Raw genomic sequence first — 23,415 nt, forward strand, 5'->3', positions numbered from 1 at the left:
ATTAGTAACAACTATAGGACGCTACGTTATTAAAAACCCAATATTATTGCAGCGGGCTTCGCTCGCAGCAATAATATTGGGTTTTATTTAATTTGCGATCCTAGTATGTATATGGTTATAATTCTTGCTCTAATTCTGCCATTGCTGAGGATCGAGGCGATAGTATCTTTGTAAGATTTCGTAGAGATCTTGATGCTTTTGGTTTAACTGTTTTGGCTTCTCAAAGAATGTCTCAGTTGCCACCGCAAAAAACTCCGCAGGATTTGTGGCTCCATAACCATCTAGAACCGTCTTTTTGCCATTTTCAACCCGATCGCATAGTTGCAAATATTCTGCTGTCATTACCTTTGACCATACTGCATAATCCATTGCTCTTGGTAAAATTGGCACACCTTCTGCTTGTCCATCTTCTTGATCGAGTTGATGCGCGAACTCATGCAGCACCACATTATGTCCATCTTGCCAATTGCGAATATCTTGCTGCACCTGCTCCCAAGACAGAATTAGTTGATCCTTTGTCCATGACTCTCCCAATCTAGCGACGCGACGCTCTTCCACTACATAACGATCGTTCATCACCAACTCATTGACGATGTAAGCATGGGGATAAACCAGAATCGATCGCAGATTAGGAAAGTAAGTCCTGCGATCGCCAAATAATAACAAACAAGCGATCGCGGCAATCGTGACTTTAACATCTTCCGTAATCTGTAATCCTAGACAGCCAATAAATTGCTTCTCTTTCAGAAATACTTGTATATAGCCTTGCAATTCTTTTTGCTGCTCAGAAGTCAGATTACTATAAACATAAAGATTACTTTCAATAATGCTGAGCCATGACTTTGGGAATTGCTCAGCCATGAGGCGATCGCGTTGCCATTTCACGAAAAATGGATAGCAGAATATTCCTATTGCGATCGCACTGACTGCAATAGAAAAGATGATCGCGAAAACGTTGATAGAAGTCACACAGATTAAACCGATTGAAATTAGAGAACTAAGTAACTTGGCATAATTATAAAAACAGAGCCAAAACCTGTACCGCCCGCTACGCGGGCGGTACAGGTTTTGGGCTTTTATATTTAATTGTGCATAGCTACCTATGAGAAGTTCTGACAATGCCCAAATCTATATTGGCATATGTGTTGACGACGACAGTAGTTTATTAATCAAAAGATTTATCGTGAGAATATCGCTCAAAACAGAGTAACATCGCTTAGAATAACTTTAGAAAACTCAACATTTGCCCTCACACCTATGAAAGCTATTTGGATGTTAGCAGCGATCACAGGCTTATCAGTTGGAATTATTAGCTGTGGTGCAGCTAAAGAGGCCACTCAAGCCCAGACCCAAAGCCAAAAACCATCTATACCCGTAGATGTGGCGATCGCTAAATTTGATTCTCTCCAAGGTTTGACAGAGTACACTGGCACAACAGCCCCTATCAGGGAAGTGTCGGTGAAATCGCGTCTAGAAGGTCGGTTGCTAGATTTGAATGTGGATGTTGGCGATCGCGTGGAAGTTGGGCAAGCAATCGCCCAATTGGATGATGCAGTTCTGTCTGCAACTGTGCTACAGGCGGAAGCAGAGGTTGCCGCAAGGGAAGCGGAGGTATCACAAGCAAGCGCAGCAGTGGGGAATGCCCGCGCCCAAGTTGAACGTGCCAGACTGGAATATCAACAATCACAAGCTGACGCGAATCGCTTCACCCAATTGGCTAAAGATGGAGCTGTATCTTCTCAAACTGCGGAGACTGCAATTACTCGTGCGCGAACTGCCGAACAATCATTGCGATCGGCTGAGCAACAAGTCAGTCTACAGCAACAAACTGTGGGAGCAAGTTCGCAAAGGGTTTTAGCGCAAGAAGCAATTAGATTGAGAGAACAAGAGCGTCAATCCTACACTACTATTACTGCCCCGATTAGTGGTGTTGTACTAGAGCGAGTTAGTGAAACTGGCAATCTTCTATTTGCTGGAAATGATGTTTTAAAATTAGGTGATTTTAGTCAAGTTAAAGTAATTGTGTTGATTTCAGAATTGGAAATTAGCAAGGTTCGTTTAAATCAATCGGTTGATGTGCGGTTTGATACATTCCCAAATCAAAAGTTTACGGGAACAGTAAGGCGGATTTCGCCAGTAGCTGATCCTGTGGCGCGATTGATTCCTGTGGAAGTAGTAGTTCCCAATCGTGACAATAAGCTTGGCAGTGGGCAATTAGCGAGAGTACAGTTTTCGGGAAGACAGGAACGCCAAATCGCGATCGCAGAGACAGCTCTAGAGGTAGCAGGACGACCGACTCAATCGCCTAAAGATGTAAATACAAATACCCAAGCAACTCCGAAAACTGATACTAAGTCTAGTGCTAACGCTAGCGACAAAGGCAAGCCCAAAACTGGAACAGTTTTTGTACTTACGGGTGATCAAAAAGAGCCAAAAGTGATGGCGCGGAAAGTTACCCTTGGCGATCGCCGTGATGGTAAAGCCATAATTCTCTCTGGTTTAAAGGAAGGCGATCGCATTGTGGTTAGGAGTGGTGGCAAGTTACAGGATGGTGATTCTGTCAAGATCAGTGTGTTATCGGAATCTTCTAAATAATGATGCAAGACGCTTTGCGTCTTACATCATTATTTTTTTTAATTATTTTTAAGAGGTAACTATGAGCAACCAAAACTCTTCCAATCCGAAACCGACAGGATTTAGCATTAGCGCCACAGCGATTCGCCGCCACATCGGTACGCTGATGTTGACGATCGCCATTTTTGTGATGGGCGCATTTTATATAACTCGCTTACAAGTGGATTTGCTGCCATCAATTGTTTATCCTCGTATCGGCGTTCAAATTGATGTTCCAGGGGTGTCTCCAGAGGTAGCAATTACCGAAGTCACCAAACCTCTAGAAGAAGCTTTAGCAATTACTGAAGGTGTGAATCAGCTTTTTTCGCGTACTCGCGAAGGGCAGGTGCGAGTTGATTTGTTTTTTGAAGCGGGTAGTGATGTTGATCAAGCTCTTAATGACACTGTGGCTAGTTTCAACCGTGGTCGTAGTCGTTTACCCGATGTCGTTGAAAATGAAAGAATTTTTAAATTTGATCCGTCCCAATTTCCAATCTATGAGTTTGCTCTCACATCTCCTTCTTTGTCATTGCCAGAATTACGAATATTTGCGGATGAAGAGTTGGGACGTGAACTAGCGATCGTGCCAGGGGTTGCAGGTGTTGATGTAGTTGGTGGCGTAAAGGAAGAAGTACAGGTTAATCTTGACTTGCCCCGCTTACAGTCCGCAGGTGTAAGTGTTAATGAGGTTTTGAATGCGCTGCGCGATCGCAATATCGATATTTCTGGTGGGAGGCTCCGCAATGGCACGGTTGAGCCACTGACTCGAGCGATCGGCAAGTTTAAAAATGCTCAAGAGCTAGAAAATTTATCCTTTGTTGTTGGTAATCCATCGGCTACAACTCCGTCTAGACAAGTCTATTTGCGAGACTTTGCTGAGGTTATTGATAGCACTGAAGAACAACGGGTTTTTACTACTTTAAATGGACAGGAAGCAGTGCGGTTGTTAGTAACTAAGCAGCCCGATGCAAACACCATTGAGGTAGTTGATCGCGTAAAAGAAAAGATTGCCAATCTTCAGGAAAACGGCTTAATTCCCAGTGATGCTGAGATAACGGCGACCATTGACGAGTCAAAACTAATCAGAGCTTCCGTTGCCAATGTTACATCCTCTGGCATTATGGGAGCCTTCCTCGCGGGTGGTGCTGTACTGCTATTTCTTGGCTCAGTGCGACAGACCCTGATTATCACCCTTGCGATTCCTCTGGCTACCCTTGCCTCCATTATTTGTATGGGCATTTTTGGATTTTCACTTAATCTGTTTAGCTTAGGTGGTCTGGCGCTGTGCGTAGGGGGTGTCGTAGACTGCTCGATCGTGATGTTAGATAACATCATCATCGGCATTGAGAAAATGCGAAAAAGTAATGGAGTTCAAGATACGATCGCTCAGTCCCAAGCCAGCAGTGCCGAAATAGAATCAGCACTAGTTGCTTCCACAAGTACAAACCTCGTCGTAATTTTTCCGTTTTTATTATTGGGTGGATTCCTGTCGCTGCTATTCAATCAACTGATTCTCACGATTAGCTTTGGCAACATCGCCGCGATCGCGATCGCCATCACTGTAGTACCAATGCTAGCCTCACGTTTATTATCCATTCCTTGGTCGAGTCGATTAAGTGAAACATGGTTTATGCGTGGATTTCAGCAACGATTTGAAGCTGCCACCTTGGGCTATGCGGGTTTTTTAGCAAGGATCATCCATTATCGTCTATTGGTAGTAATTGGACTGTTTGCTGTGCTTGGTGGTGGTGGCTTTCTTATGGCAAGACAACTGCCGCAAGAAATCATTCCTCAAGTTAAAACAGGTGATGTCAGCGTCAATGCTCAGTTCCCAGCAGGTACAACCCTTGCCGAAAACCGTAGGGTGATGGAAATCGTCGATGAAATTCTGATTAAGCAGCCTGAAACTGCCTATGCTTTCTCCACTATTGGCGGTGGTTCCTTTGGTAATAACGTTACTTCTAATCCCTTACGCAGTGGTAGTACAATCACGCTCAAGCCAAATGCGGATCTTACTGGTTTTGTGAGTCGCGTGAATCGGGAAATTGCCAAGCTAAATTTGGCAGGCATCCGAATTCGGGTTAACCCTGGGCAAGTGCGCGGGATTATTGTAAATAATTCCCCTGTACCCAGAACGGATATTGATGTCGTTTTGCAAGGTAATAATCCAGACCTCTTGACGCAAGCAGGTTTAGAAGTTCTTGGAGCCTTAGAGAAGTCAGTCAAAGGCGCGAACTTCCGTCCCGACACCGATGCTCGCCAGCCTGAAGTCCAAATTATTCCTGATTGGGAGCGTCTGCAAGCTTTAGGGCTATCCACGCAAGCGATCGGCTCAACTCTGCAAACCGCGATTACAGGTTCAGTCCCCACGCAATTACAACGCGGCGATCGCCTGATCGATGTGCGCGTTCAGCTTGATCCTAGCCTACGCAAAAATTCTTCGCAATTGCAGCAAGTCCCTCTATTTGTCAGCAATAATCGCCCTGTCCGCCTTGCGGATGTGGCAACTCTGCGCGAAGGTCGCGCCCCAGGGGAAATTCAACGAATTAACCAACGTCAAGTTTATCTAATTCTCGGTAGCATGGAGCGTGGTGCAAGTCTCAGTGGTGCGCTCCAACAAACTGAACAGGCGATCGCCGAGGTTAAGTTGCCAGATGGAGTAACGGTACTGCCTAGTACTGCCAAGACAGCTAACGATAATCTCTCAAAATCTTTTTTAGTATTGGGTTTACTGGCTTCCTTCTTAGTGTTTGTGGTGATGGCGGTGCAGTACAATTCACTACTCGATCCATTAGTAATTATGCTGACGATTCCTCTTGCCCTTGCTGGTGGTATTTTTGGTCTATATGTGACCAGTAGCTCTATTAACGTGATTGTTGTAATCGGGGCAATTTTGCTAGTTGGTATTGTCGTAAACAATGCGATCGTGATGGTGGAGTTCGCCAACCAATTACGAGAGGAGCAAAAATGCAGTCGTATTCAGGCTATTTTGCAAGCTGCACCAATCCGGTTACGTCCGATTTTAATGACCACAATTACTACTGTAATTGGTGCTTTCCCTCTAGCGTTGGGTGGTGGTGAAGGCGGCGAGTTCTTACAGCCTCTTGGAATTGTCACTTTTTCTGGATTGGCTCTTGCGACCCTTCTAACCCTATTCCTAATTCCCTGCTCCTATGTACTTTTTCATGAGTTTAATTGGGCTAAGGTGAGACAACTAGTACCAGTTAGAGTATTTACGAGAAATTAATTCAATAGAATTTCGTAGCGCTTTGCACTCTAAAATCAAAAAGAAGAGGTAGTACAAAATACTATCTCTTCTTTTTTTTGATGTCAGATATTTTCTGTAAAATCTAAGCTTTATGCCTCGTATTAAACTCGAACCTCTAGGAATTACGATCAATGTCTCTGCCAAAGATAGATTGTGGCGATCGCTTAAACATGCCAAGGTCGAACTAGCTGCAACCTGTAATGGACAAGGAACCTGTGGGACTTGCGCCCTACGTGTATTTGATGGCGCAAGTAGCCTTAGCCCCATGGAAACCCTAGAGCAAATCACTCTCAAAAATACACGCCGCGATCTTTCTCTTTATCGTCTGACCTGTCAAGCTTCAGTTTTAGAAGATGGAGTCATTTTTTATTTAGATAACAAAGCCGATAAAAAACTAGCCCAAATTTTTGCACGTCTAAAAAATCGACTTGCTCCGCGCAATATCTATCACCCCATCACAGGAGCATTGCTAGTCCAAGAAGGAAACTTGATCACGCAAGAGATTTTAGAGCGTTTACTAAGTGATTGCTGAATAAAAAAAGGAGCGCAGTGCGCTCCTTTTTTATTCACTAGTTTAGTTAAGTAGCTAGGCACAATTAAATATAAAACCCCAAAATCTGTACCGCCCGCATAGCGAGCGGTACAGATTTTGGCTCTGTTTTTTTAATTATGCTGAGGTACTTAGTGTTAAAAATTACATATTTTTTTAAACTTTTAGCTACTTATCTTTTAAGAGGTTATAGACTGGTTAACAAAATTATTATCTCTAACAGGAGCATCTTTCATAATTTATGAATTCACTGAGTTTTGTCCTACATTCCCCCGTAGGATTGCACATTTCTGTTAATCACAGACTTGAAAACCAGTATGTTTCGGATTGGGGAATTTTATAAATTTGCTATTCTAATTTTTTAATCATTTTTTAATCATTAATCTGAATTTAGGCTTTAAACCTTATAAAAAAATTTAATAAAACATTATAAAAAACCATAAAATGCAGACATTAACAATGAATAACTCAGATTCTTTTTTTGAAGAATTGGTGGATAAGCGGCCCCGACAAAAGCAGCTTATTCACTTAGCTTTAGCTGAGTCAATACCAACCGTATCGCAAGTCATTCTTCAAGAAATCAAAAAGGATAACCGCTGGGTTCCTGAACTCTGCTCCAATTATCAACAATTGGTTCAGACTGTAACTAGCCAATCTTCCGATCTGATTTTATTAGGTAAATTGGAAGATTTAAATTGGCTGGAGGCTTGCCGCCGTTGCCACAAACTATGGCAGAATTTGCCAATCATTCTACTAGTCGAACAAATAGAAATTAGTGATTTCTTTCGGAATTGGGCGATTGATCGCGGGGTGCATGATGTGATCAGCGTTCATCCTCAAAATGTGCATCAATTTCAGACAGCCTTAATTCGCAACTCTCTCCAAATTGCAATTCAAGACTCTCGCAAAAAAGATAATTTTGAATCCTATACAGTTGCGAAAAAGCCTGACACTTTGACTTGGGAGGCAACTCTAGTAGCCCTAAACCGTTTGACCAAGTACAGTTCCAGCTATTTGGGACCACTGGCGATCGCCAACTACTGGAAAAAAAGCCATGCCAGTCTAGTCACACTCCATCCATCTCTAGAATATTGGAAAATTGACTATCAAGGGCACATCAGTTGTCCTTTTATCTCTGAGCAGATTGACTCCCTAACTTCTGAGCAATTACAGGATGTGCAAACATGGGTAAGAGCTTTCTTGAAAGAATGTGAGCGAGTCATTGTAGACTTCTCGCAGATACTGCTATCGAAGTCTCTATCTGCCGATGTTTCCATGCTAATTTCCTCCGTCGAATGAGATTGCAGTGAAACAAATAAAATTACAGCCTTTAAATCAAGATGTGGAGGTTTCAACCGACAGTACTTTACTTAGTGTCCTGCTGAAACAGGAGATGAATGTACTTCAAGCCTGTGGAGGTCAGGGGCGATGCGCAACTTGTCATGTGTATGTTCAAACTGGTGCAGAAGCCCTAAGTCCCAAAAGTGAACAGGAGATATTAACCCTTAGTTTTATCGCTTCATCTCAAGCAAATTCTCGCTTGGCTTGTCAGGCAAAGATTTGGCAAGATGGCTTAGTGATTGAAGTTCCACAAGGTATGTATATCGGTTCAATTGGGGAATTAAAGACCTTAATCGGAAAACGTGCCCAACAAAATCTGATCCATCCTTTAACTGGTGAAGTTTTAGTTGAAGAAGGCAAGCTGATTTTGCGATCGGCTTTAGAAAAGATGGCTGAGATTGATTCCTCCTTCAGCAGTGGTTTAAGTCAAATTTTATTGCCAACAGAAAAACTCATAGTTTCGGAAAGATCGCATGAATAGAATCTTAATAAATGACTGAAACTGGCGATCGCAAATTTATATTTACATCAATTAAATTGAATCAATCTGAGGATTGCAAATGACCAAATCAACCTTTCGATCTAATGAAGAAGCAATTCTTCCATTAACACCTTTATCTCAAGTTTGTCATTATAGTCGCAATACTTTTTTTGAATTTGATCAATCTAAAGGTCAAATTAGGGACTGGAACCAACATCAATACATATTGGCTAGCGATGATTTTATTGTGTCACTGCTCAAAGGACTAGACCATGAAGTCGGCGAAGCATCTGGCTGGCTGATGTATTTAATTGGCAAAGATTGGGGGACTGAGGATGCCAAAAATTTTAAAATCTGGTTTGAGAGAGATTATCAATTTAGCGTTAGTAAATCTAATCTTAGTTTTGCTCTAGAAACTTGGTGGTGGCCATTGACAGCGCAGGGCTGGGGGAAATGGAATGTTGATCTCAGTTCAATTCGTGAAGGCTTCATTTTTATTGATCTATTTGATTCGGCGGTCGCGAAGTCGATGGGGAATATCGGTAAGCCTGTGTGTTTTCTCTATGCAGGATTATTAGCGGGCTTCTTTTCGGTGATGCTCAATCGGGGTCTGAGTAGTACCGAAATCCAATGCTATTCAATGGGTAATGATTTCTGTCGTTTTTTGATTGGTTCAGAAACTCGTATTAAAGCGGCCGAATTTTGGCTAAGCTCTGGAGCTAATGCTCAAGAAATTGAGAAAAGGCTGTTGGAGCAGGATGCTGCTAATACTGCTGGGCTAACCAAGTCAATGGATACAGGAGGTATTTAAGTTGAGAAAAAGAAATAACCATCGGGACAATCATTTTTTAAAAAATTGGCTGCATTGGCTCAAAAAACTATGGAAGTCATTGATCAACTTTTTTACTAAGGATTTGAGTGGATTCAATTCTAGGCGATCGCCCAAATCGCAGCAATTAAGTTCTTCACGGCGATCGCAACGCTATGAAGAACTTAATGATCAATTACATCAGGACGGCGAACCAGCGATCTTGAATTCGCGTCCAGCACCTTTTTTATTAGGTTTAGAAAATATTGACAATTTGGAATTTTTAACGACCAAAGAGTTGATTGAGCAAATCGAATGGAATGCCGAGAGTCAGGAAATTTTGACTGCGAAGGAAGAAGATTTGACCTTGCTAGAGGATTTGCTCGTTAATTTCCCTGAAACCTAACCCAGACTCAGAGATGTGCAAGGCATATCTATTTCTAAACCATTATTTAATCACAACTTTAAAAAAATGCTTACTCTATTAGAAAATGTTTTAGACCGTGCCGACGGCTCCTACATCACGCCCGAAGATTTACGGACTTTAGATCGATCGATCTCTTCTTGGCAACAGCGTCGTCAAACCTATGATTTGATTCAGTCCAAGGAAAATATCATTCTTGAGCAGGTGATGCAACAGATTCAAACTAAGGCTCCAGATGTGGCGGCAAAGTTGACTGTCGATGGCGGCAACAAATGCAATCGAGATATGGCTCTAGTACTGCGCTACTGTGCCACGGCGATGCTGTTGCAAGATGAAGAGATACTTAAAGATCGATTGCTGTACTGGATGCAGAACATTATGTTGGCGCTGAAAAATCAGCGGATTAATGATTTTGTCTATCGCTCCTTACAGAACTCTGTACGGGAAAATCTCCCTAAAGAGAATGCTGATTTGCTCCTGCCCTACATTGCGATCGCACACCAATGGTTAAGCCAATGATTCCCAATTCAATTCCTAGCAATTACTTTTCGCCGCGTTTTTATGTCAAGGCTGATCCTGCAACAGGATTACTGTCTACGCGACAAGGCGAACGTCTTGTCGCTGTGCCAGATTTTTTATTACGAAGTATCCATCGGGCGCTTCAGTCTGAAGCTGGACAGGCTGGGGCTTTGGCTCTCTACACCTTTGGCTTTGGTTGGGGTGGTTCCTTTTACGATCATATTCGCAGCGAAATCGAGTCCTACAGAGGCACAACAATCATGGCAACTAACGCGATCGAGTTTTTCGCTACGATGCGTCAACTCTGGACCGTGCATGGTATGGGGACGATAACTCTTGACTTTAGCCATCGCCAAGATGGGTTGATTGTGGTAACTACCGAAAATTCGATTTTGACAACGGGTAGCGAAATTGGCTTGCTGTCAGGCGATCTGCCTTGGCATCAGTTACAAGCAGGATTTATTGCGGCATGGTTTTCGCGCTGGGCAGGCAAGGATATCCGCGCCTGTGCAACTGACTGGTCATCTCAACCTGATCGTGATTATATTGGTGATACTTCTCAGGATAGCTACACGCGCTTTCTAGTTGGAGTAACTAGCAATGTTCAACAGATAGAACCTTTAGTAAAACAAGGATTGAGAACCATAGAAATCTTGAAAAAGCTAACAGCTAAATCATAGACAATTGCGCCACTAAAACTGGTTCTTTATTAAATTTTAAATCACCTCATTAACAGGAAAGCGATCGATCATTTGGGCGGCTTGCTTGGCTGATGAATAGATTTGAGAGGGCAAATTCGGCACATGGGGAATTTGATATAGCAAATCGATAGTGCGGCGCATCAAACGGACAATATCGCCCTCATCAAGATTTGTGTTTTGGCATAGCTCCGACCATTCCATTCCCAGCGCCCATTGTTCCACTAATCCTGTTAGCTCATAATCTAGCCATGCAGGAATATCAACTAAGTGACGGCGTTGGACTGGCATCAATTCGCGGCGGCGATCGCGTAACCCATCAAGAGCATCTTCCACTGTTGGGGACAAACCAAACTTGATCCAGTTGTCAGGGCGACTGTTTTCGCTAACGATCGCAGCGCAGACGGTGGCGAGGTGATGGGGAGCGAGGTCGTCTAACTCTCCCGACATTAGACATAGGGCTAACCATAGTTCATTTTCACCACGCAACGCCGCCACGACCTTACCTTTATCAGTGGGCTGGGTATCTTCAAGACATCCGTAGAATTGCAAGATATTGACTAAGCTCATAAATTCTTGCCAATGTCTCTGTCGGCGCTCGTTGACCACCTTTTGCTGGAACTCGATTTGGCGTTGCAATTGTTCGAGCCGATTAACTTTTTTGAAAACAGCACCGCGATCGCTCATTTTCGAGACAGGATGTTGATTCATTTCTGACTCGATCGCAATGACTCTCGACTGTTGGGTGATTACTTCAGGTGCTAACTCTGGATCGGGTAATGGCGTAATTTTTTGGGCGATCGCAAAGCTTGCTTCATCCCCATCGATCGACTGTCCTGGACGCAATGGCAACTTCGCTGGATATTCGATATCACCGTCGAGCAATAAATCAGTTCCAACTTGGACAATATCTTTATAACCGACTGTGTACCAGCGATTATCGCGACCAAGACAGACAAACCAAGGAAATTGCCCAGAGCCTTGCACCTTTGCTGCGAGAACCGTATGTACAATCAAGCCCCTATTGGTGCGAATCGTCAGCGGTGAGCCTGATAGCAAATAAGGAGCGTAGGAAGCCAAATCATTTAAGCGCATTTCTTCCGCTTGCTGAGCGAGCATTTTTAGGAGTCGCTTTTCTTCGCGGAGGCGATCGCGCAATTTATCATAAACTTCCAATTGCTTCAAATCGATATTGGCAAGATCATGCTCTAGCTTGGCGATTTGTTCGATTACTAATTCAAGATTCTGAATTTGTGGCGCGAGATTAAGATCGGCAAGATACTGCCCAAAGCTACGTTCTACAAGATCTCTAGCCTGATCAAGGGAATGGGTTTGTAACAAGTTCATGACCATTCCGTAACTCGGCGCAAATTGACTAACGAGAGGATCGGCTCCAGATGTAGCGAGATGAGCAGCTTCTTTTGCCCCTTCAAATGGAGTTTGCACAGTCACAACATAGCCAACTTCATCCATGCCACGTCGTCCGGCTCTTCCTGCCATTTGCAGAAACTCCGAAGCATTGAGCAATCGATGTCCGCGATCGGTACGTTTGGAAATGCTAGAGATCACCGTAGTTCTTGCAGGCATATTAATTCCTGCGGCAAGAGTTTCCGTTGCAAATACGACTTTAATCAACCCCTGTTGGAAGAGTTCCTCGACAAAGCCTTTCCATGCAGGCAAAATCCCTGCGTGATGAGCGGCAATACCGCGATAAAGCGCATCAATATGCGTAGGTTTCCCAATCTCAGGATTTGTTGCCACAAATGCATCAATTTGCGGTTTCAATCTCAAGGCTTCGGCGGGACTAACGAGAGAGACATTGCCCAAGTCAGTGACCGACTTATCGCAACCTCGACGACTGAAGATAAAGTAAATCGCTGGCAGCATATCGCGCTGGCGTAGATGGGAAATTACGGTTCCAATCGGGGGGACAATTTTATGTCTTTCTTCTTTTGAAGGGGGCTTATTAGTGAGCGGCTTCAGTCGCGGATTAATCTTCTCATTAGAGCTATCCAGTAGTGGAAAAAAGCCTTTGTTATTACAGAAGGAATGCTCAAGAGGAACGGGACGGAAATCAGAATAGATTAACTCAGTGTCGCCATGTACTTTGTGAATCCAGTCGGTGAGCTGCTGGCTATTTGCTACGGTTGCCGAGAGCGCAACTAGTTGCACTCCCGCAGGACAGTATACAATCGACTCTTCCCATACGGTTCCCCGTTGGCGATCGTTCATGTAGTGACATTCATCTAGTACCACTACCTCCACGTCTGTCAACGAAGTACCTACTTCACCGATAGGTGTACCATAGAGCATATTCCGAAAAATTTCGGTAGTCATCACCAAGATCGGCGCATCGCGATTTACAGACGTGTCACCCGTAAGTAAGCCCACATTATCATCGCCAAACTGCTGCCGAAAGTCTCGCAATTTCTGATTTGATAACGCCTTGAGGGGGGTGGTATAAAAAACGCGGCGATTGCCTGCTAAAGCCGCATGGATCGCATATTCGCCGATTAAGGTTTTGCCTGAACCTGTTGGCGCACAAACAACGACCGACTTACCAGCTTGCAATGCGGCGATCGCCTGTAATTGAAACGGGTCAAGTTCAAAGGGATATAATTCTTGTGGGTCTATTGCTTGCACGCAGGTCTGCCTGAGTAAATATACTTATAAGTTGATTAGCAACAATGATTAAAAGTTTGCTTAATCTCCTATATTAGCTTATTAATGAGGGTCGCAAGAATAACCACAATCAAAAAAAGGTTCTATGTTAAGCACAGGCTCTCTTTTTTAAGATAGCGATCGCAGATTAGAACTGATAGCTAGTACTGAAATAAACCGCAGCATCTTGAAGATTGTTGCCGCGTCCTTGCAAGTTCACAAATGGAATTGCCGCATCAATTCGGATCAGAAACCGCTCAATTGGCTCAATAATCAGACCTAGACCACCTGCCGCAAGGAAGTTTTGCGATGATGACGGTGTGGGATTATTAGCATGATTCCAAATTGCACCAAGATCGATAAAAGGAGCAATTTGGAGAATTGCTCTGGTTGTTTCTTGATCCCGCATTGTAACTAGACGAGTTTCGAGGCTAAAGCGAATCCCATTGTCTCCAGATCGCGCATTTTGACGAAATCCTCGCAGTGATTGTCCGCCGCCAATCGTGAATTGTTGTGATGGCAGTAAAGGATTTGCCGATAACTGCGAATCAAAAGAGGCAATCAGGAGCGCGTCAGAACCAAGTACTTGCACCCGTTGAGCCTGTCCTATCCAGCTAAAAAAACCAGCGTTAGGTATGGTGACATAGGTGGCGTTAAATAGTCCTGTGCCAAGATTGAACTGCGATCGCAATGACCATGCACCTTCAGTATCACGCAGAGTATAGTCTTGCCCAAAACGAAATACGCTGGTGGTGCTGACCCCATTGGCATCAGGTCCAATCCCAAATGGAACTGCAAGATTCTCAAATAAGAACGTTTGCCCAGTCTGATGAGCAAATCCTAAGGATAGAGCAAATTCTTCGCGTGGGTTGCGAATCAATGGTTGGCGGTAAACGATGTCAAAGAGACTGCTCGCACCACGAATATTAAAGGCGGCGAAGTCTGGATCGGTAATTCGATAGTTATTTGGTGCGTAGCGAATTGCTACTGTTCCATTCATCGGGTTGACGGGAATGCTGTAGCTAAAGTCGTAGAGATTGGAGCCGCCTGTGGTGCTGCGATAGTAGAAGGCTGACAGCAAGTCTCCAAGCCCTGTAAGGTTCCGATAGGTTAGTCCGACACCCATGCGTTCAGAACCAACGGCGACAGGTGAGTAATTGTCAAAGCTGACGGAGCCGCCAAACTGTTTTGATTCTTCTACTTGGACAACTAGTAAGCTTTTATCTGCTTCGGTGCTAGGTTTGAGGGTGGAGGTGACTTTTTTGAATAGGGGATCGGCTTTTAGGAGTCGCAATTGATCTTCTACTGCGTTGGCATTGAATGGTTTGGTGATTCCCAATTCCACTCGCGATCGCACGTAGTCAGGATTGGTTTGAACAGTACCTACGATGTCAACTCGTTCAATTTGTCCTTCGATCACTTTGATTTGGGCAACTCCATTAACAACGCTTTGCGGATCGCTTGGGTCAAATTGAGCGCGGGAGGTGATGTAGCCATTACTGAGATAGAGTTGGGTGATGGCTTCGGCGACGGCTTTGACTTGCTCTGGGGTAATGGGTTTGCTTTGGAGTGGTTGCAGGATTAGCGCGATCGCTTCGGGGGGGAGGACGGTATTACCGACTAACTGTACTTGATTAATAGTAGTGGCTTGGGCAATCGCAGTTTCGTTTGCCTTGGCGGGGGCTTGGGGGTTTGTTTTTGTATTCTCTGGTTTTAATGCGATCGTCTCAGCGTAGCTGGATAGCACAAAATATCCTGAGCTAATTACGATTGTCCACAGTAAGCTCTTGAGAAAATCTTTTGTTTGTTTGGTCATTAGTCTGCCCACACCATTGTAATTATACTGTTTGTATACTTCAAGTCTGTAATATAGACTGAAATAAACTTTGCGCTAAAAGATTACAACCATTAGGTCTGTGCAGGCTACGATCCTCGACTTCCCCTAAAAAAGTAAGTCGAGGATTTTGGCATTTAATCCTTGAGAAATTTCGCAGGTTTAGGAGACTTACGCACCTTAAGTAGAATGTTTTTCTTATCTTTTTTAGGCTCAAAGTTGACATCTACTAGATCGACATATTCATTACCAATAAATCTGCCAATTGAGCGACGGATTGCTACTTTAATCACATCTTGATTGGATGATTCATTGATGATACTGATATTGGCATCTTTCCAAATATCTTTAGCGTCGATCTCTAAAGTTCCACCATCTTTATTCATAAGTTCAACGATTATGATCAGGAATCTATCAAGGCGCTGGAATTCAATATCATCGGTTGAGAGAAATGCGATCGGAGTTAATGATGATAAAACCAATACTTTCTTCTCATCATGGTAACGAGTCTCTTTATTAGGGTCTATATCTGCTGGCTTTGATGTGACAACTGGTGGTACAACGACTGGTGGTACAAAGACTGGGTTATTGGTTAAAGCAAAGTTGGCGGGTGTAGCAGCTCCTGAAGTGGCTGTGTTGGTGTAGGATCCTGCGATTGTGTTGGCAGTAACGGAAACTGTGGCAACTCCACTGGCATTAGTGGTTGTAGTTGTGCTGGCAACTGCTGTTGAGGCACCAGCATTGGGTGCGGTGAAGGTGACAGTGCTATTTGGGACAACGTTGCCGAATTGGTCTCTTACTAATACTTGTAATTGATTGGCAAATGCGGTGTTAACAACTGTGCTTTGTGGTGTACCTCCTGTGGCAGTGATAGTGGCTGGTGCATCTGGGGTGTTTGTCAGAGTAAAGTTCGCGGGTGTAGCAGCTCCTGAAGTGGCTGTGTTGGTATAGGATCCCGTGATTGTGTTGGCAGTAACGGAAACTGTGGCAACTCCACTGGCATTAGTGGTTGTAGTTGTGCTGGCAACTGCTGTTGAGGCACCAGCATTGGGTGCGGTGAAGGTGACAGTGCTATTTGGGACAACGTTGCCAAATTGGTCTGTTACTGATACTTGTAATTGATTGGCAAATGCGGTGTTGACGACTGTGCTTTGTGGTGTGCCTCCTGTGGCGGTGATAGTGGCTGGTGCATCTGGGGTGTTGGTCAAAGCAAAGTTGGCAGTGTTGGATACGCCTGTAGCTGTAGCTGTGACATTGTAAGTTCCCGATGTGGTAGTAGCCCTGAAAGCTCCAGCAGTGGCTATGCCTCCCGTAATTGTTGCTGTGGTGGTGCTGCTCGCACCAAACAAACCTGATGCAGCAGTATTTGGTGCAGTAAAGGTAACTGTTTCTCCATCCACAACCCCGCCATCAAAGCTGACAGTAACGCCTAAGAGATTCCCAAACAATGTGTTGACAGTGGCACTTTGTGGCGTGGTTCCGCTTACGGGAGTGAGAGTAAATCCTCTCGACTCAAATGCACCGATATCGCGATTAGTGTTAACTGTAAGGATACCGCGTTGGTCAGATGTGGTAGGAATTGCTCCGCCTGCTGTGGTACTTGCATCAAGGGCAATACTGTTAGGAGAAAGGGCAAATGTTTGCGTGGGACCACCATTATTGGCGAGGGTGGTGTTAATTACCGTGCTGGCTGCCCCAGTCGGAGTAATGGGAGTTACGCCCGTAACAGTTCCATTAATACCACTTGTTCCATTTAAGCCAACAATGTTTGCTCCAGAAAAATTGATAGTCCCACCTGTTCTGTTGATTTCTGGATTCCCGACTGACGAATTACCGACTATGATGCTGTTAGAAATATTGGTTGTCCCATTCTCATTAAAAATCGCTCCCTGTGGATTTGGCGTATTGCCAGAAACAGTGCTATTAGAGATGTTAGTTGTACCCGAGAAGTTAAAAATAATTCCTCTACCACCTGTACCTGTCGAATTGCCAGAGAAGGTACTATTAGAAATATTAGTCGTGCCACCCTCATTCAAAACTGCTGCTCCTGCTCTATTAGCTAATGTATTGCCAGAGAAGGTACTGTTAGAGATTGTGGTTGTTGCATTCACGTTGTAAAAAACACCAATTATATTTGCCCTATTGTTAGAGAAGGTACTGTTGGAGACTGTGGCTGTACCATAGTTTGCAATGCCGCTCACTGCGGATGCCGAATTGTTAGAGAAGGTACTATTGGCGACATTAAGAGTTGAATTAGAAGAATTAAGGATAGCTGCCCCTTGTGAACTGGCAAAATTGTTAGAGAAAATAGTACCATTCAGGCTCAGTGTCGATCCTGAATCGATAAATGCACCCCCAGCATCTCCAGCAGATCTTCCATTTGTAACAGTCAAGTTATTCATGTTGACAGTACTATTATTGCCAATATTAAAAACTTGGACGGCATTGTTACCACTAACAATTGTATTATTCGCACCTGCACCATTTACTGTGATGTTTTTATTAATCGGAACAGTTGCGCCTAATGTATAAGTAGCAGCAGCCAGATTCACAGTCGCGCCAGAAGCCGCTGCATCCACACCATTTTGCACAGTACCTGCAACACCCACATTGATCGTAGTCGCATTACCCGTGAGAGCACCTGTTAAAGTAATTGGTGCATTGAGATTAGTGGTGGGAGCATTAAGCGCTAAGCCATTTCCAGAAGCAGAATTGATCGCTGCATCAACAGTAATAAAATTAGTTGCGGTGAGGGTGACATTGCCAACGCCAAGCGCTGTCACAATTACGGAGCTATCGATAGTGCTAGCACCCGCATTAGCATTAGCCACTGCTACAGTCGGATCAATCCCACCTGCCGCCACCACCGTAATCGAAGTAGGATCAAGCAACCAATTGCCTGATACACCTTGTGGAGCCGAAGTATTAACCTGTGAGGTATTGCCCACAATCAGAGTATTTTTGCCAGAAGTCTCAACTAGTCCACCATTACCACTTTGGGTTCCAGCTTTCGCCGTAATGGTGCCATCAAATTTCGTTGTATTGTCTGCCCACACGATTACTTTGCCGCCATCGCCGTTGGTCAATGCATCGGCAATAATCTTGCTGTTTGCGTCAACCGTCGTCGATTGAGCAGTAGGTGTTGTGCCAGTACCCTGTATATCGCCACCAATCAACACCGTACCGCCGCCGTTGATTCCATTTGCATTGATATTGGCACTTGCTAAGGTGACATTGTTGCCCAAAACTTGAATATTACCCCCGTTGTTTCCCGATACATTTAAATTACCCGATACGATCGCAGTTCCCGCCGTTTTACCCGTCAGCAAACTAGGTAAATCCACTCCTTTTAATACAGGTGCATTACCAACGGATTGCCGATCAGCGATCGGCAGTTCGAGAGATATCAAGCTTCCTTCGTTGCTGATTTTGATAAATTTATTGTCAGGTGTTGCTGCGATCGTGATGTTGCCAGAAGGTGTTGCGATCGTCCCTGTGTTTACGACCATGCCACCAACGAGGGTCACACCTTTTCCTGCACTGACATTCAGATTCCCTTCATTGACAATGACACCTGATGAATTTGTATCCACACTGGGCAAAGTACTCGTAAATGCATAGCCCGTAACATTACCCGTGAGGTTGCGAACTTCATCAACGCTGCTATTAATCCCAAACCAGCCATTCCCAACTTGGATTCCTGACGCAGTTGTAGCCGAAAAACTGGCGGGTACATTCAAACTCGCATTTGCTCCAAACACAATTCCCGCAGGATTCATGATGAATAGATTAGAGTTCCCACCAGTTACTTGAATCAATCCATTAATCAGCGATGCTTCTCCACCTGTAACGCGAGTTAAGACATTCTGAACATTTGGATTGCTTAAAAAATTAGCGATTTCACCTGTAGATAGTCCTAATTTTTGCAAACTATAAAATAAGTTACCACCTGCCTGTGTTCCACCAGTGATGTTGTATTGGTTGCCTACTTGATCGACGTTTGTATTTAATCCGTTAGCACCAGTGGTGATACTCTGGGCATAGGCTCCGCTTGTTGATGCGATTATGCTAGTTAGTAATAAGTAACTTAAACCATGTTTTAAAATGAACATAACAAAAATCTCATAGGTTGATGATATATATTACGATAAATTACATAGCTTTTGGGTCAGCTATTAATCACAACTTCACACCTTATAACTTACCTATAACTTACCTATAACTTTTAAAATCCAATATCAAAGTCATTCAAACTTTCACATACCTGCAAAGAAATTATTTGCTTGGAGAATCCAAGAATTTACAGATTTAAAAAGTAGATTTTAATGGTGTTATATTGTTTTACTGATACAAGTCATATAGTCAATACTATGGTTCTCAGATTTATTTGAGAGCTAAGCAATGGAGCTATTGATGTTAGTGTCTTTAATCTGATCAGGCAAGCAAATGGGATCTATTAGTTGCCTCGATACACATGTCAAAATTCCAAAGATGCGATCTCATGACTAAAATAGCCAAAAGCAAGCTTTCAAGACTATCAGGTATATTTCAACTATTTGTTGTCAAATCAATCAAAGACAAAAAACTATTGATTGATAATAGTTGTCCTTCCATTTCCGTAAACTGCGTTACCATTTCGGATTGCGAAATTGCTAAAGAAGAAACTGTTGTTGATATTAGCTTCTCTTTCGTTATAAATCACACCTACATCTTGAATCGCGAAATCACTTAAGAAGAAGTTGTTAATGATATTCGCGGTTCCAGCATTTAAGAATGCAAGGGCGCACCAAAACAGGTATAAATACTGATGAAGTCTAGTATCAGCCTATCAAGATGCGCCAACCCTATAATAGGGTCGTTTATCTATATAGCTTTGATCCGCAAAATGCTTAGGAATCTTACTACTGTCAATTCTTAAATGCTTTCTTAGAAAGAATTTAAGAATTGACAGCAGGTTTAGCTTAAATTTCTACTTCTCAAATATACTCTCAAAATCTTGCGAAAAGATATGAAAATTAGCGCGCGCAACTCTTTTAAGGGTATAGTGAAGAAGGTCAAGGTTGGGGCGGTCAGTGCTGAGGTATCGATTGAGATTTCGGCTGGTATTAATATAATATCGACCATCACAAAATCATCTGCTGAAAATCTCGAACTTGAGGAAAGTAAAGAAGCCTACGTCGTGATTAAAGCGTCAGATGTAATCGTAGTGATCGATTAATTACATTAATCTACGTTCGCAAACATTACAGCTTTATACAACAAGGCTGTAATGACAAAAAATCCAACAAATATTTCCTATGAATAAGAAAAAAGTTATCACTTTCATCTCTTTGATTGTAGTTACCCTATGCGCGATCGCAGGATGTAGTTTTTTCTCGCCAACAATCGAACAGACAAATAAGCCCATAGCCAGCCAATCAGCAGTCCCGTCAGTCAAGCAAGAGAATGTCCAATTAACAATTTCGGCGGCAGCAAGTCTCAAAGAAGCATTAGGAGAAATCACTCCTATTTATAGCAAAGCCAAAACTAATGTCGTTATTCGCAATAACTTTGGAAGTTCAGGCGATCTCCAACAACAAATCATTAACGGCGCTCCCGTCGATGTCTTCATTTCCGCCGCCGCCAAGCAAATGGATGAATTGCAAAAAAAGGACTTAATCGTTGCTGATACGCGCCGTGATTTATTGAGCAATCGCTTAGTATTAATTATACCTGCGGATAAAGGCGATGCTAAAGAATTAAAAGATTTAACCAGTGTCAGTATCGAACGAATTGCGATCGGCGATCCGCGCAGTGTTCCCGTAGGTCAATATGCCGAACAAGCCTTGACGAAGCGCGCTTTATTGGAAGATGTGCGATCTAAATTTGTCCTAGGCAATAACGTGCGTCAAGTTCTGCAATTTGTGGAATCTGGCAATGCTCAGGCAGGAATTGTCTATGCAACCGATGCCAAAAATTCTAACAAAGTGAAGGTTGTAGAGATAATAGATGCTAAACTTCACAAACCGATTGTCTATCCGATCGCAGTTTTGCAAAAAAGTGCTAACCAACCAAGCTCCAAATCCTATCTAGAATTTCTATCCAGCGAACCTGCTAAAACTATTTTCGAGAAATATGGATTCAGTACCCTTTGATTTCTCTCCATTTTGGATATCGATAAAGGTGGCTGGCACTGCCATCTTTTTTACGTTCTTTTTTGGGGTTACGGCAGCCTATAGCCTCCTAGAATATCGCGGTAAATGGAAAGCAGTATTTGATAGTATATTTCTCGCACCGCTTGTATTACCACCTACAGTCGTTGGGTTTCTACTATTGCAGCTATTTGGACAATACGGCTGGATGGGAAAGTTTTTACAACTATTCCATTTCAATATTATTTTCACTTGGTATGCTGGAGTCATTGCATCAATAGTGGTCACTTTCCCCTTAATGTATAAGACTGCTCAAGGTGCATTCGAGCAAGTAGATGGAAATTTACTAGGAGCTGCGAAAACTCTTGGTGCTTCTGACGTGCAAGTTTTTTGGCAGATAGCTTTACCCCTCGCATTCCCTGGGATTTTAGCAGGAGCGATGCTTGCCTTTGCAAGAGGATTAGGAGAATTTGGCGCAACATTGATGCTAGCGGGGAATATTCCTAAACAAACTACGACAATTCCGCTTGCTATTTATGCCGCCGTAGAAGCAGGCGTAACTCAAGAAGCATGGCTATGGACAGCCGTAATTCTATCTATTTCTTTTTCAGCGATCGCCACCGCATATCTTTGGTCAAACAAGAGAGAGCAGAACAAGGGAAAAGGAAAAAGGAAAAAGGAAAAATTGCAGGCAAATTACGAATTACGAATTACGAATTACGAAGAGGGTTTAGTAATCGATATTGAGAAGCAATTACCTGAGTTTGATTTACAAATTGCTTTGCACTGTGCTGACAAATCTATTGGTATTTTGGGGGCATCAGGCACGGGGAAAAGTATGTTGCTCAAGTGCATTGCAGGTATGGAAACCCCATCGAGTGGGCGGATTGTAATTAATGGTAAGGTTTTATTTGATAGGTCCAAAGCAGTCAATTTACCTAGTCGCGATCGCAATATTGGTTTCCTATTTCAAAATTATGCACTCTTTCCACATCTCACTGTTGCTCAAAATATTGCTTTCGGATTACCAAAAGCACTTTCGCGATCGCAGGTTAGACAAAAAGTTGCTGAGCAATTGCAGAGTATTGAACTTCAAGGTTTTGGCGATCGCTATTCTCATCAACTTTCAGGCGGTCAGCAACAGCGCGTCGCCCTTGCAAGAGCATTGGTCAGTCATCCCGATATTTTGCTACTAGATGAACCATTCTCGGCGCTCGATACTCATCTCCGCAGTCAAATGGAACGCGAACTAATCTCGGCTCTTAGCACCTATAAAGGAATTACTCTCTTTGTCACCCATAATATCGATGAGGCTTATCGCATTTGTCAAAACCTACTGATTTTAGATCGCGGTCAGGTAATGAGTTATGGCGAGAAGTCGGCAGTTTTTGATCATCCTGCTAATGTCGAGACAGCAAGGCTTACGGGCTGTAAAAACTTTTCACGTATTGAGGCGATCACCACTGAAATCATCGAGGCTGTCGATTGGGAATGTAAACTACAAGTCAACTTCGCTGTATCTAATCTAAAGACTCATATAGGAATTCGCGCCCACCACATTGTATTTTTAGAGAATTTAGTCAAAAATGCTTCACCAAACACGATCCCTTGTTGGTTAGTCCGCATTACAGAAACGCCACATCGTATGACCTTATACATCAAGTTAAATAATCCGCCAGAACATGATTGGGATTACGATCTGCAAGCGGAAGTATTTAAAGAGAAGTGGTCTGTTATTAAGCAATATCCTCAGCCGTGGCAAGTTTATCTCGATCCCGATCAACTGTTTTTGGTCTAAGAATTCATAGACTGTTGCGATCTAGTATATTGTTCGTGGAAAAGACCTATCGGTCACATTTTGGCGAATCAACGATTCGGTAATACCAATTCACAAAAGTGTCGTCACACTTTTGTGAATTAAAAACCAAACCCAGTAAGGGTTTTAAAAACACAAAATGGCTACTCAATTTTGTGTTTTGGTATAATCTATATTTCCAGAGCTTGGCGGATTAATTGTTTCTCATTCTTCTTAGGGAACTCCAAGGAAAAAATGATCCATACAAAACCCAAAAATGTTGTGGCGGGCG

The 23,415-nt window shown here is 43.2% G+C and carries 16 protein-coding genes; 12 read left to right on the top strand and 4 right to left on the bottom strand.

Annotated features, from left to right (window positions below; translation table 11 throughout):
- Positions 1 to 129 precede the first annotated feature (129 nt).
- A complete protein-coding gene (locus APA_RS01895) occupies positions 130 to 969 on the bottom strand; it encodes a zinc-dependent peptidase (protein ID WP_201320635.1) in 840 nt (279 codons plus the stop codon).
- Between the two features lie 288 nt (positions 970 to 1,257).
- Here APA_RS01895 and APA_RS01900 point away from each other — a divergent pair, with 288 nt between their 5' ends.
- The 9 genes from APA_RS01900 to APA_RS01940 all read left to right on the top strand — a co-directional run bounded on the left by APA_RS01900 (position 1,258) and on the right by APA_RS01940 (position 10,684).
- The gene (locus tag APA_RS01900) at positions 1,258 to 2,595 is read left to right on the top strand and encodes an efflux RND transporter periplasmic adaptor subunit (RefSeq protein ID WP_201320636.1); all 1,338 of its coding nucleotides are present in this window, start codon (positions 1,258 to 1,260) and stop codon (positions 2,593 to 2,595) included.
- A 61-nt stretch (positions 2,596 to 2,656) separates the two neighbouring features.
- On the top strand, positions 2,657 to 5,860 hold the full coding sequence (locus APA_RS01905; protein ID WP_201320637.1) for an efflux RND transporter permease subunit: 3,204 nt from the start codon (positions 2,657 to 2,659) through the stop codon (positions 5,858 to 5,860).
- 112 nt (positions 5,861 to 5,972) lie between these two features.
- Entirely contained in the window at positions 5,973 to 6,413 is a 441-nt protein-coding gene (locus APA_RS01910; protein ID WP_201320638.1) for a 2Fe-2S iron-sulfur cluster-binding protein, read from the top strand.
- A gap of 462 nt (positions 6,414 to 6,875) precedes the next feature.
- Entirely contained in the window at positions 6,876 to 7,730 is an 855-nt protein-coding gene (locus tag APA_RS01915) for a hypothetical protein (RefSeq protein ID WP_236579365.1), read from the top strand.
- 7 nt (positions 7,731 to 7,737) lie between these two features.
- Complete coding sequence (locus APA_RS01920; protein WP_201320640.1) at positions 7,738 to 8,253, top strand: 2Fe-2S iron-sulfur cluster-binding protein; 516 nt, start codon at positions 7,738 to 7,740, stop codon at positions 8,251 to 8,253.
- 79 nt (positions 8,254 to 8,332) lie between these two features.
- Positions 8,333 to 9,064, top strand: coding sequence for a V4R domain-containing protein (locus tag APA_RS01925; protein ID WP_201320641.1), 732 nt, complete (start codon positions 8,333 to 8,335; stop codon positions 9,062 to 9,064).
- A gap of 1 nt (position 9,065) precedes the next feature.
- Positions 9,066 to 9,467, top strand: coding sequence for a hypothetical protein (locus tag APA_RS01930; RefSeq protein ID WP_201320642.1), 402 nt, complete (start codon positions 9,066 to 9,068; stop codon positions 9,465 to 9,467).
- 66 nt (positions 9,468 to 9,533) lie between these two features.
- The gene (locus APA_RS01935; RefSeq protein ID WP_201320643.1) at positions 9,534 to 10,004 is read left to right on the top strand and encodes a phycocyanin; all 471 of its coding nucleotides are present in this window, start codon (positions 9,534 to 9,536) and stop codon (positions 10,002 to 10,004) included.
- Entirely contained in the window at positions 10,001 to 10,684 is a 684-nt protein-coding gene (locus tag APA_RS01940; RefSeq protein WP_201320644.1) for a hypothetical protein, read from the top strand. Before APA_RS01935 ends, APA_RS01940 begins: the two co-directional genes overlap by 4 nt.
- A gap of 36 nt (positions 10,685 to 10,720) precedes the next feature.
- On the opposite strand, the gene APA_RS01945 is transcribed toward APA_RS01940, so the two are convergent.
- The 3 genes from APA_RS01945 to APA_RS01955 form a co-directional block, all read right to left on the bottom strand.
- Positions 10,721 to 13,345 carry an RNA helicase gene (locus APA_RS01945; RefSeq protein ID WP_201320645.1) on the bottom strand — a complete coding sequence of 875 codons (2,625 nt, stop codon included), beginning with the start codon at positions 13,343 to 13,345 and terminating at the stop codon, positions 10,721 to 10,723.
- A 166-nt stretch (positions 13,346 to 13,511) separates the two neighbouring features.
- Positions 13,512 to 15,179: a ShlB/FhaC/HecB family hemolysin secretion/activation protein gene (locus APA_RS01950; protein ID WP_201320646.1), complete on the bottom strand. Its 1,668-nt coding sequence runs from the start codon at positions 15,177 to 15,179 to the stop codon at positions 13,512 to 13,514.
- Positions 15,180 to 15,334: 155 nt separating this feature from the next.
- Complete coding sequence (locus APA_RS01955) at positions 15,335 to 19,309, bottom strand: filamentous hemagglutinin N-terminal domain-containing protein (protein WP_201320647.1); 3,975 nt, start codon at positions 19,307 to 19,309, stop codon at positions 15,335 to 15,337.
- Positions 19,310 to 20,205: 896 nt separating this feature from the next.
- Between APA_RS01955 and APA_RS01960 the strand changes: the two genes are divergently transcribed.
- From APA_RS01960 to modB, 3 genes are all read left to right on the top strand, one after another.
- Complete coding sequence (locus APA_RS01960) at positions 20,206 to 20,415, top strand: molybdopterin-binding protein (RefSeq protein WP_201320648.1); 210 nt, start codon at positions 20,206 to 20,208, stop codon at positions 20,413 to 20,415.
- 79 nt (positions 20,416 to 20,494) lie between these two features.
- Entirely contained in the window at positions 20,495 to 21,331 is an 837-nt protein-coding gene (modA, locus tag APA_RS01965; protein ID WP_201320649.1) for a molybdate ABC transporter substrate-binding protein, read from the top strand.
- A complete protein-coding gene (gene modB, locus APA_RS01970; RefSeq protein WP_201320650.1) occupies positions 21,312 to 23,126 on the top strand; it encodes a molybdate ABC transporter permease subunit in 1,815 nt (604 codons plus the stop codon). The genes modA and modB overlap by 20 nt, the downstream gene beginning before the upstream one ends.
- The last annotated feature ends 289 nt before the right edge of the window (positions 23,127 to 23,415 follow it).

This window comes from Pseudanabaena sp. lw0831 (assembly GCF_016584665.1).
In the GTDB taxonomy this organism is placed as follows: domain Bacteria; phylum Cyanobacteriota; class Cyanobacteriia; order Pseudanabaenales; family Pseudanabaenaceae; genus Pseudanabaena.

Bases quoted from the DNA above. Each gene is read 5' to 3' on its own strand.
- APA_RS01900 (WP_201320636.1), top strand. From the start codon at position 1,258: ATGAAAGCTATTTGGATGTTAGCAGCGATCACAGGCTTATCAGTTGGA.
- APA_RS01905 (WP_201320637.1), top strand. From the start codon at position 2,657: ATGAGCAACCAAAACTCTTCCAATCCGAAACCGACAGGATTTAGCATT.
- APA_RS01910 (WP_201320638.1), top strand. From the start codon at position 5,973: ATGCCTCGTATTAAACTCGAACCTCTAGGAATTACGATCAATGTCTCT.
- APA_RS01915 (WP_236579365.1), top strand. From the start codon at position 6,876: ATGCAGACATTAACAATGAATAACTCAGATTCTTTTTTTGAAGAATTG.
- APA_RS01925 (WP_201320641.1), top strand. From the start codon at position 8,333: ATGACCAAATCAACCTTTCGATCTAATGAAGAAGCAATTCTTCCATTA.
- APA_RS01935 (WP_201320643.1), top strand. From the start codon at position 9,534: ATGCTTACTCTATTAGAAAATGTTTTAGACCGTGCCGACGGCTCCTAC.
- APA_RS01940 (WP_201320644.1), top strand. From the start codon at position 10,001: ATGATTCCCAATTCAATTCCTAGCAATTACTTTTCGCCGCGTTTTTAT.
- APA_RS01950 (WP_201320646.1), bottom strand. From the start codon at position 15,179: ATGACCAAACAAACAAAAGATTTTCTCAAGAGCTTACTGTGGACAATC.
- APA_RS01955 (WP_201320647.1), bottom strand. From the start codon at position 19,309: ATGTTCATTTTAAAACATGGTTTAAGTTACTTATTACTAACTAGCATA.
- APA_RS01960 (WP_201320648.1), top strand. From the start codon at position 20,206: ATGAAAATTAGCGCGCGCAACTCTTTTAAGGGTATAGTGAAGAAGGTC.
- modA (WP_201320649.1), top strand. From the start codon at position 20,495: ATGAATAAGAAAAAAGTTATCACTTTCATCTCTTTGATTGTAGTTACC.
- modB (WP_201320650.1), top strand. From the start codon at position 21,312: ATGGATTCAGTACCCTTTGATTTCTCTCCATTTTGGATATCGATAAAG.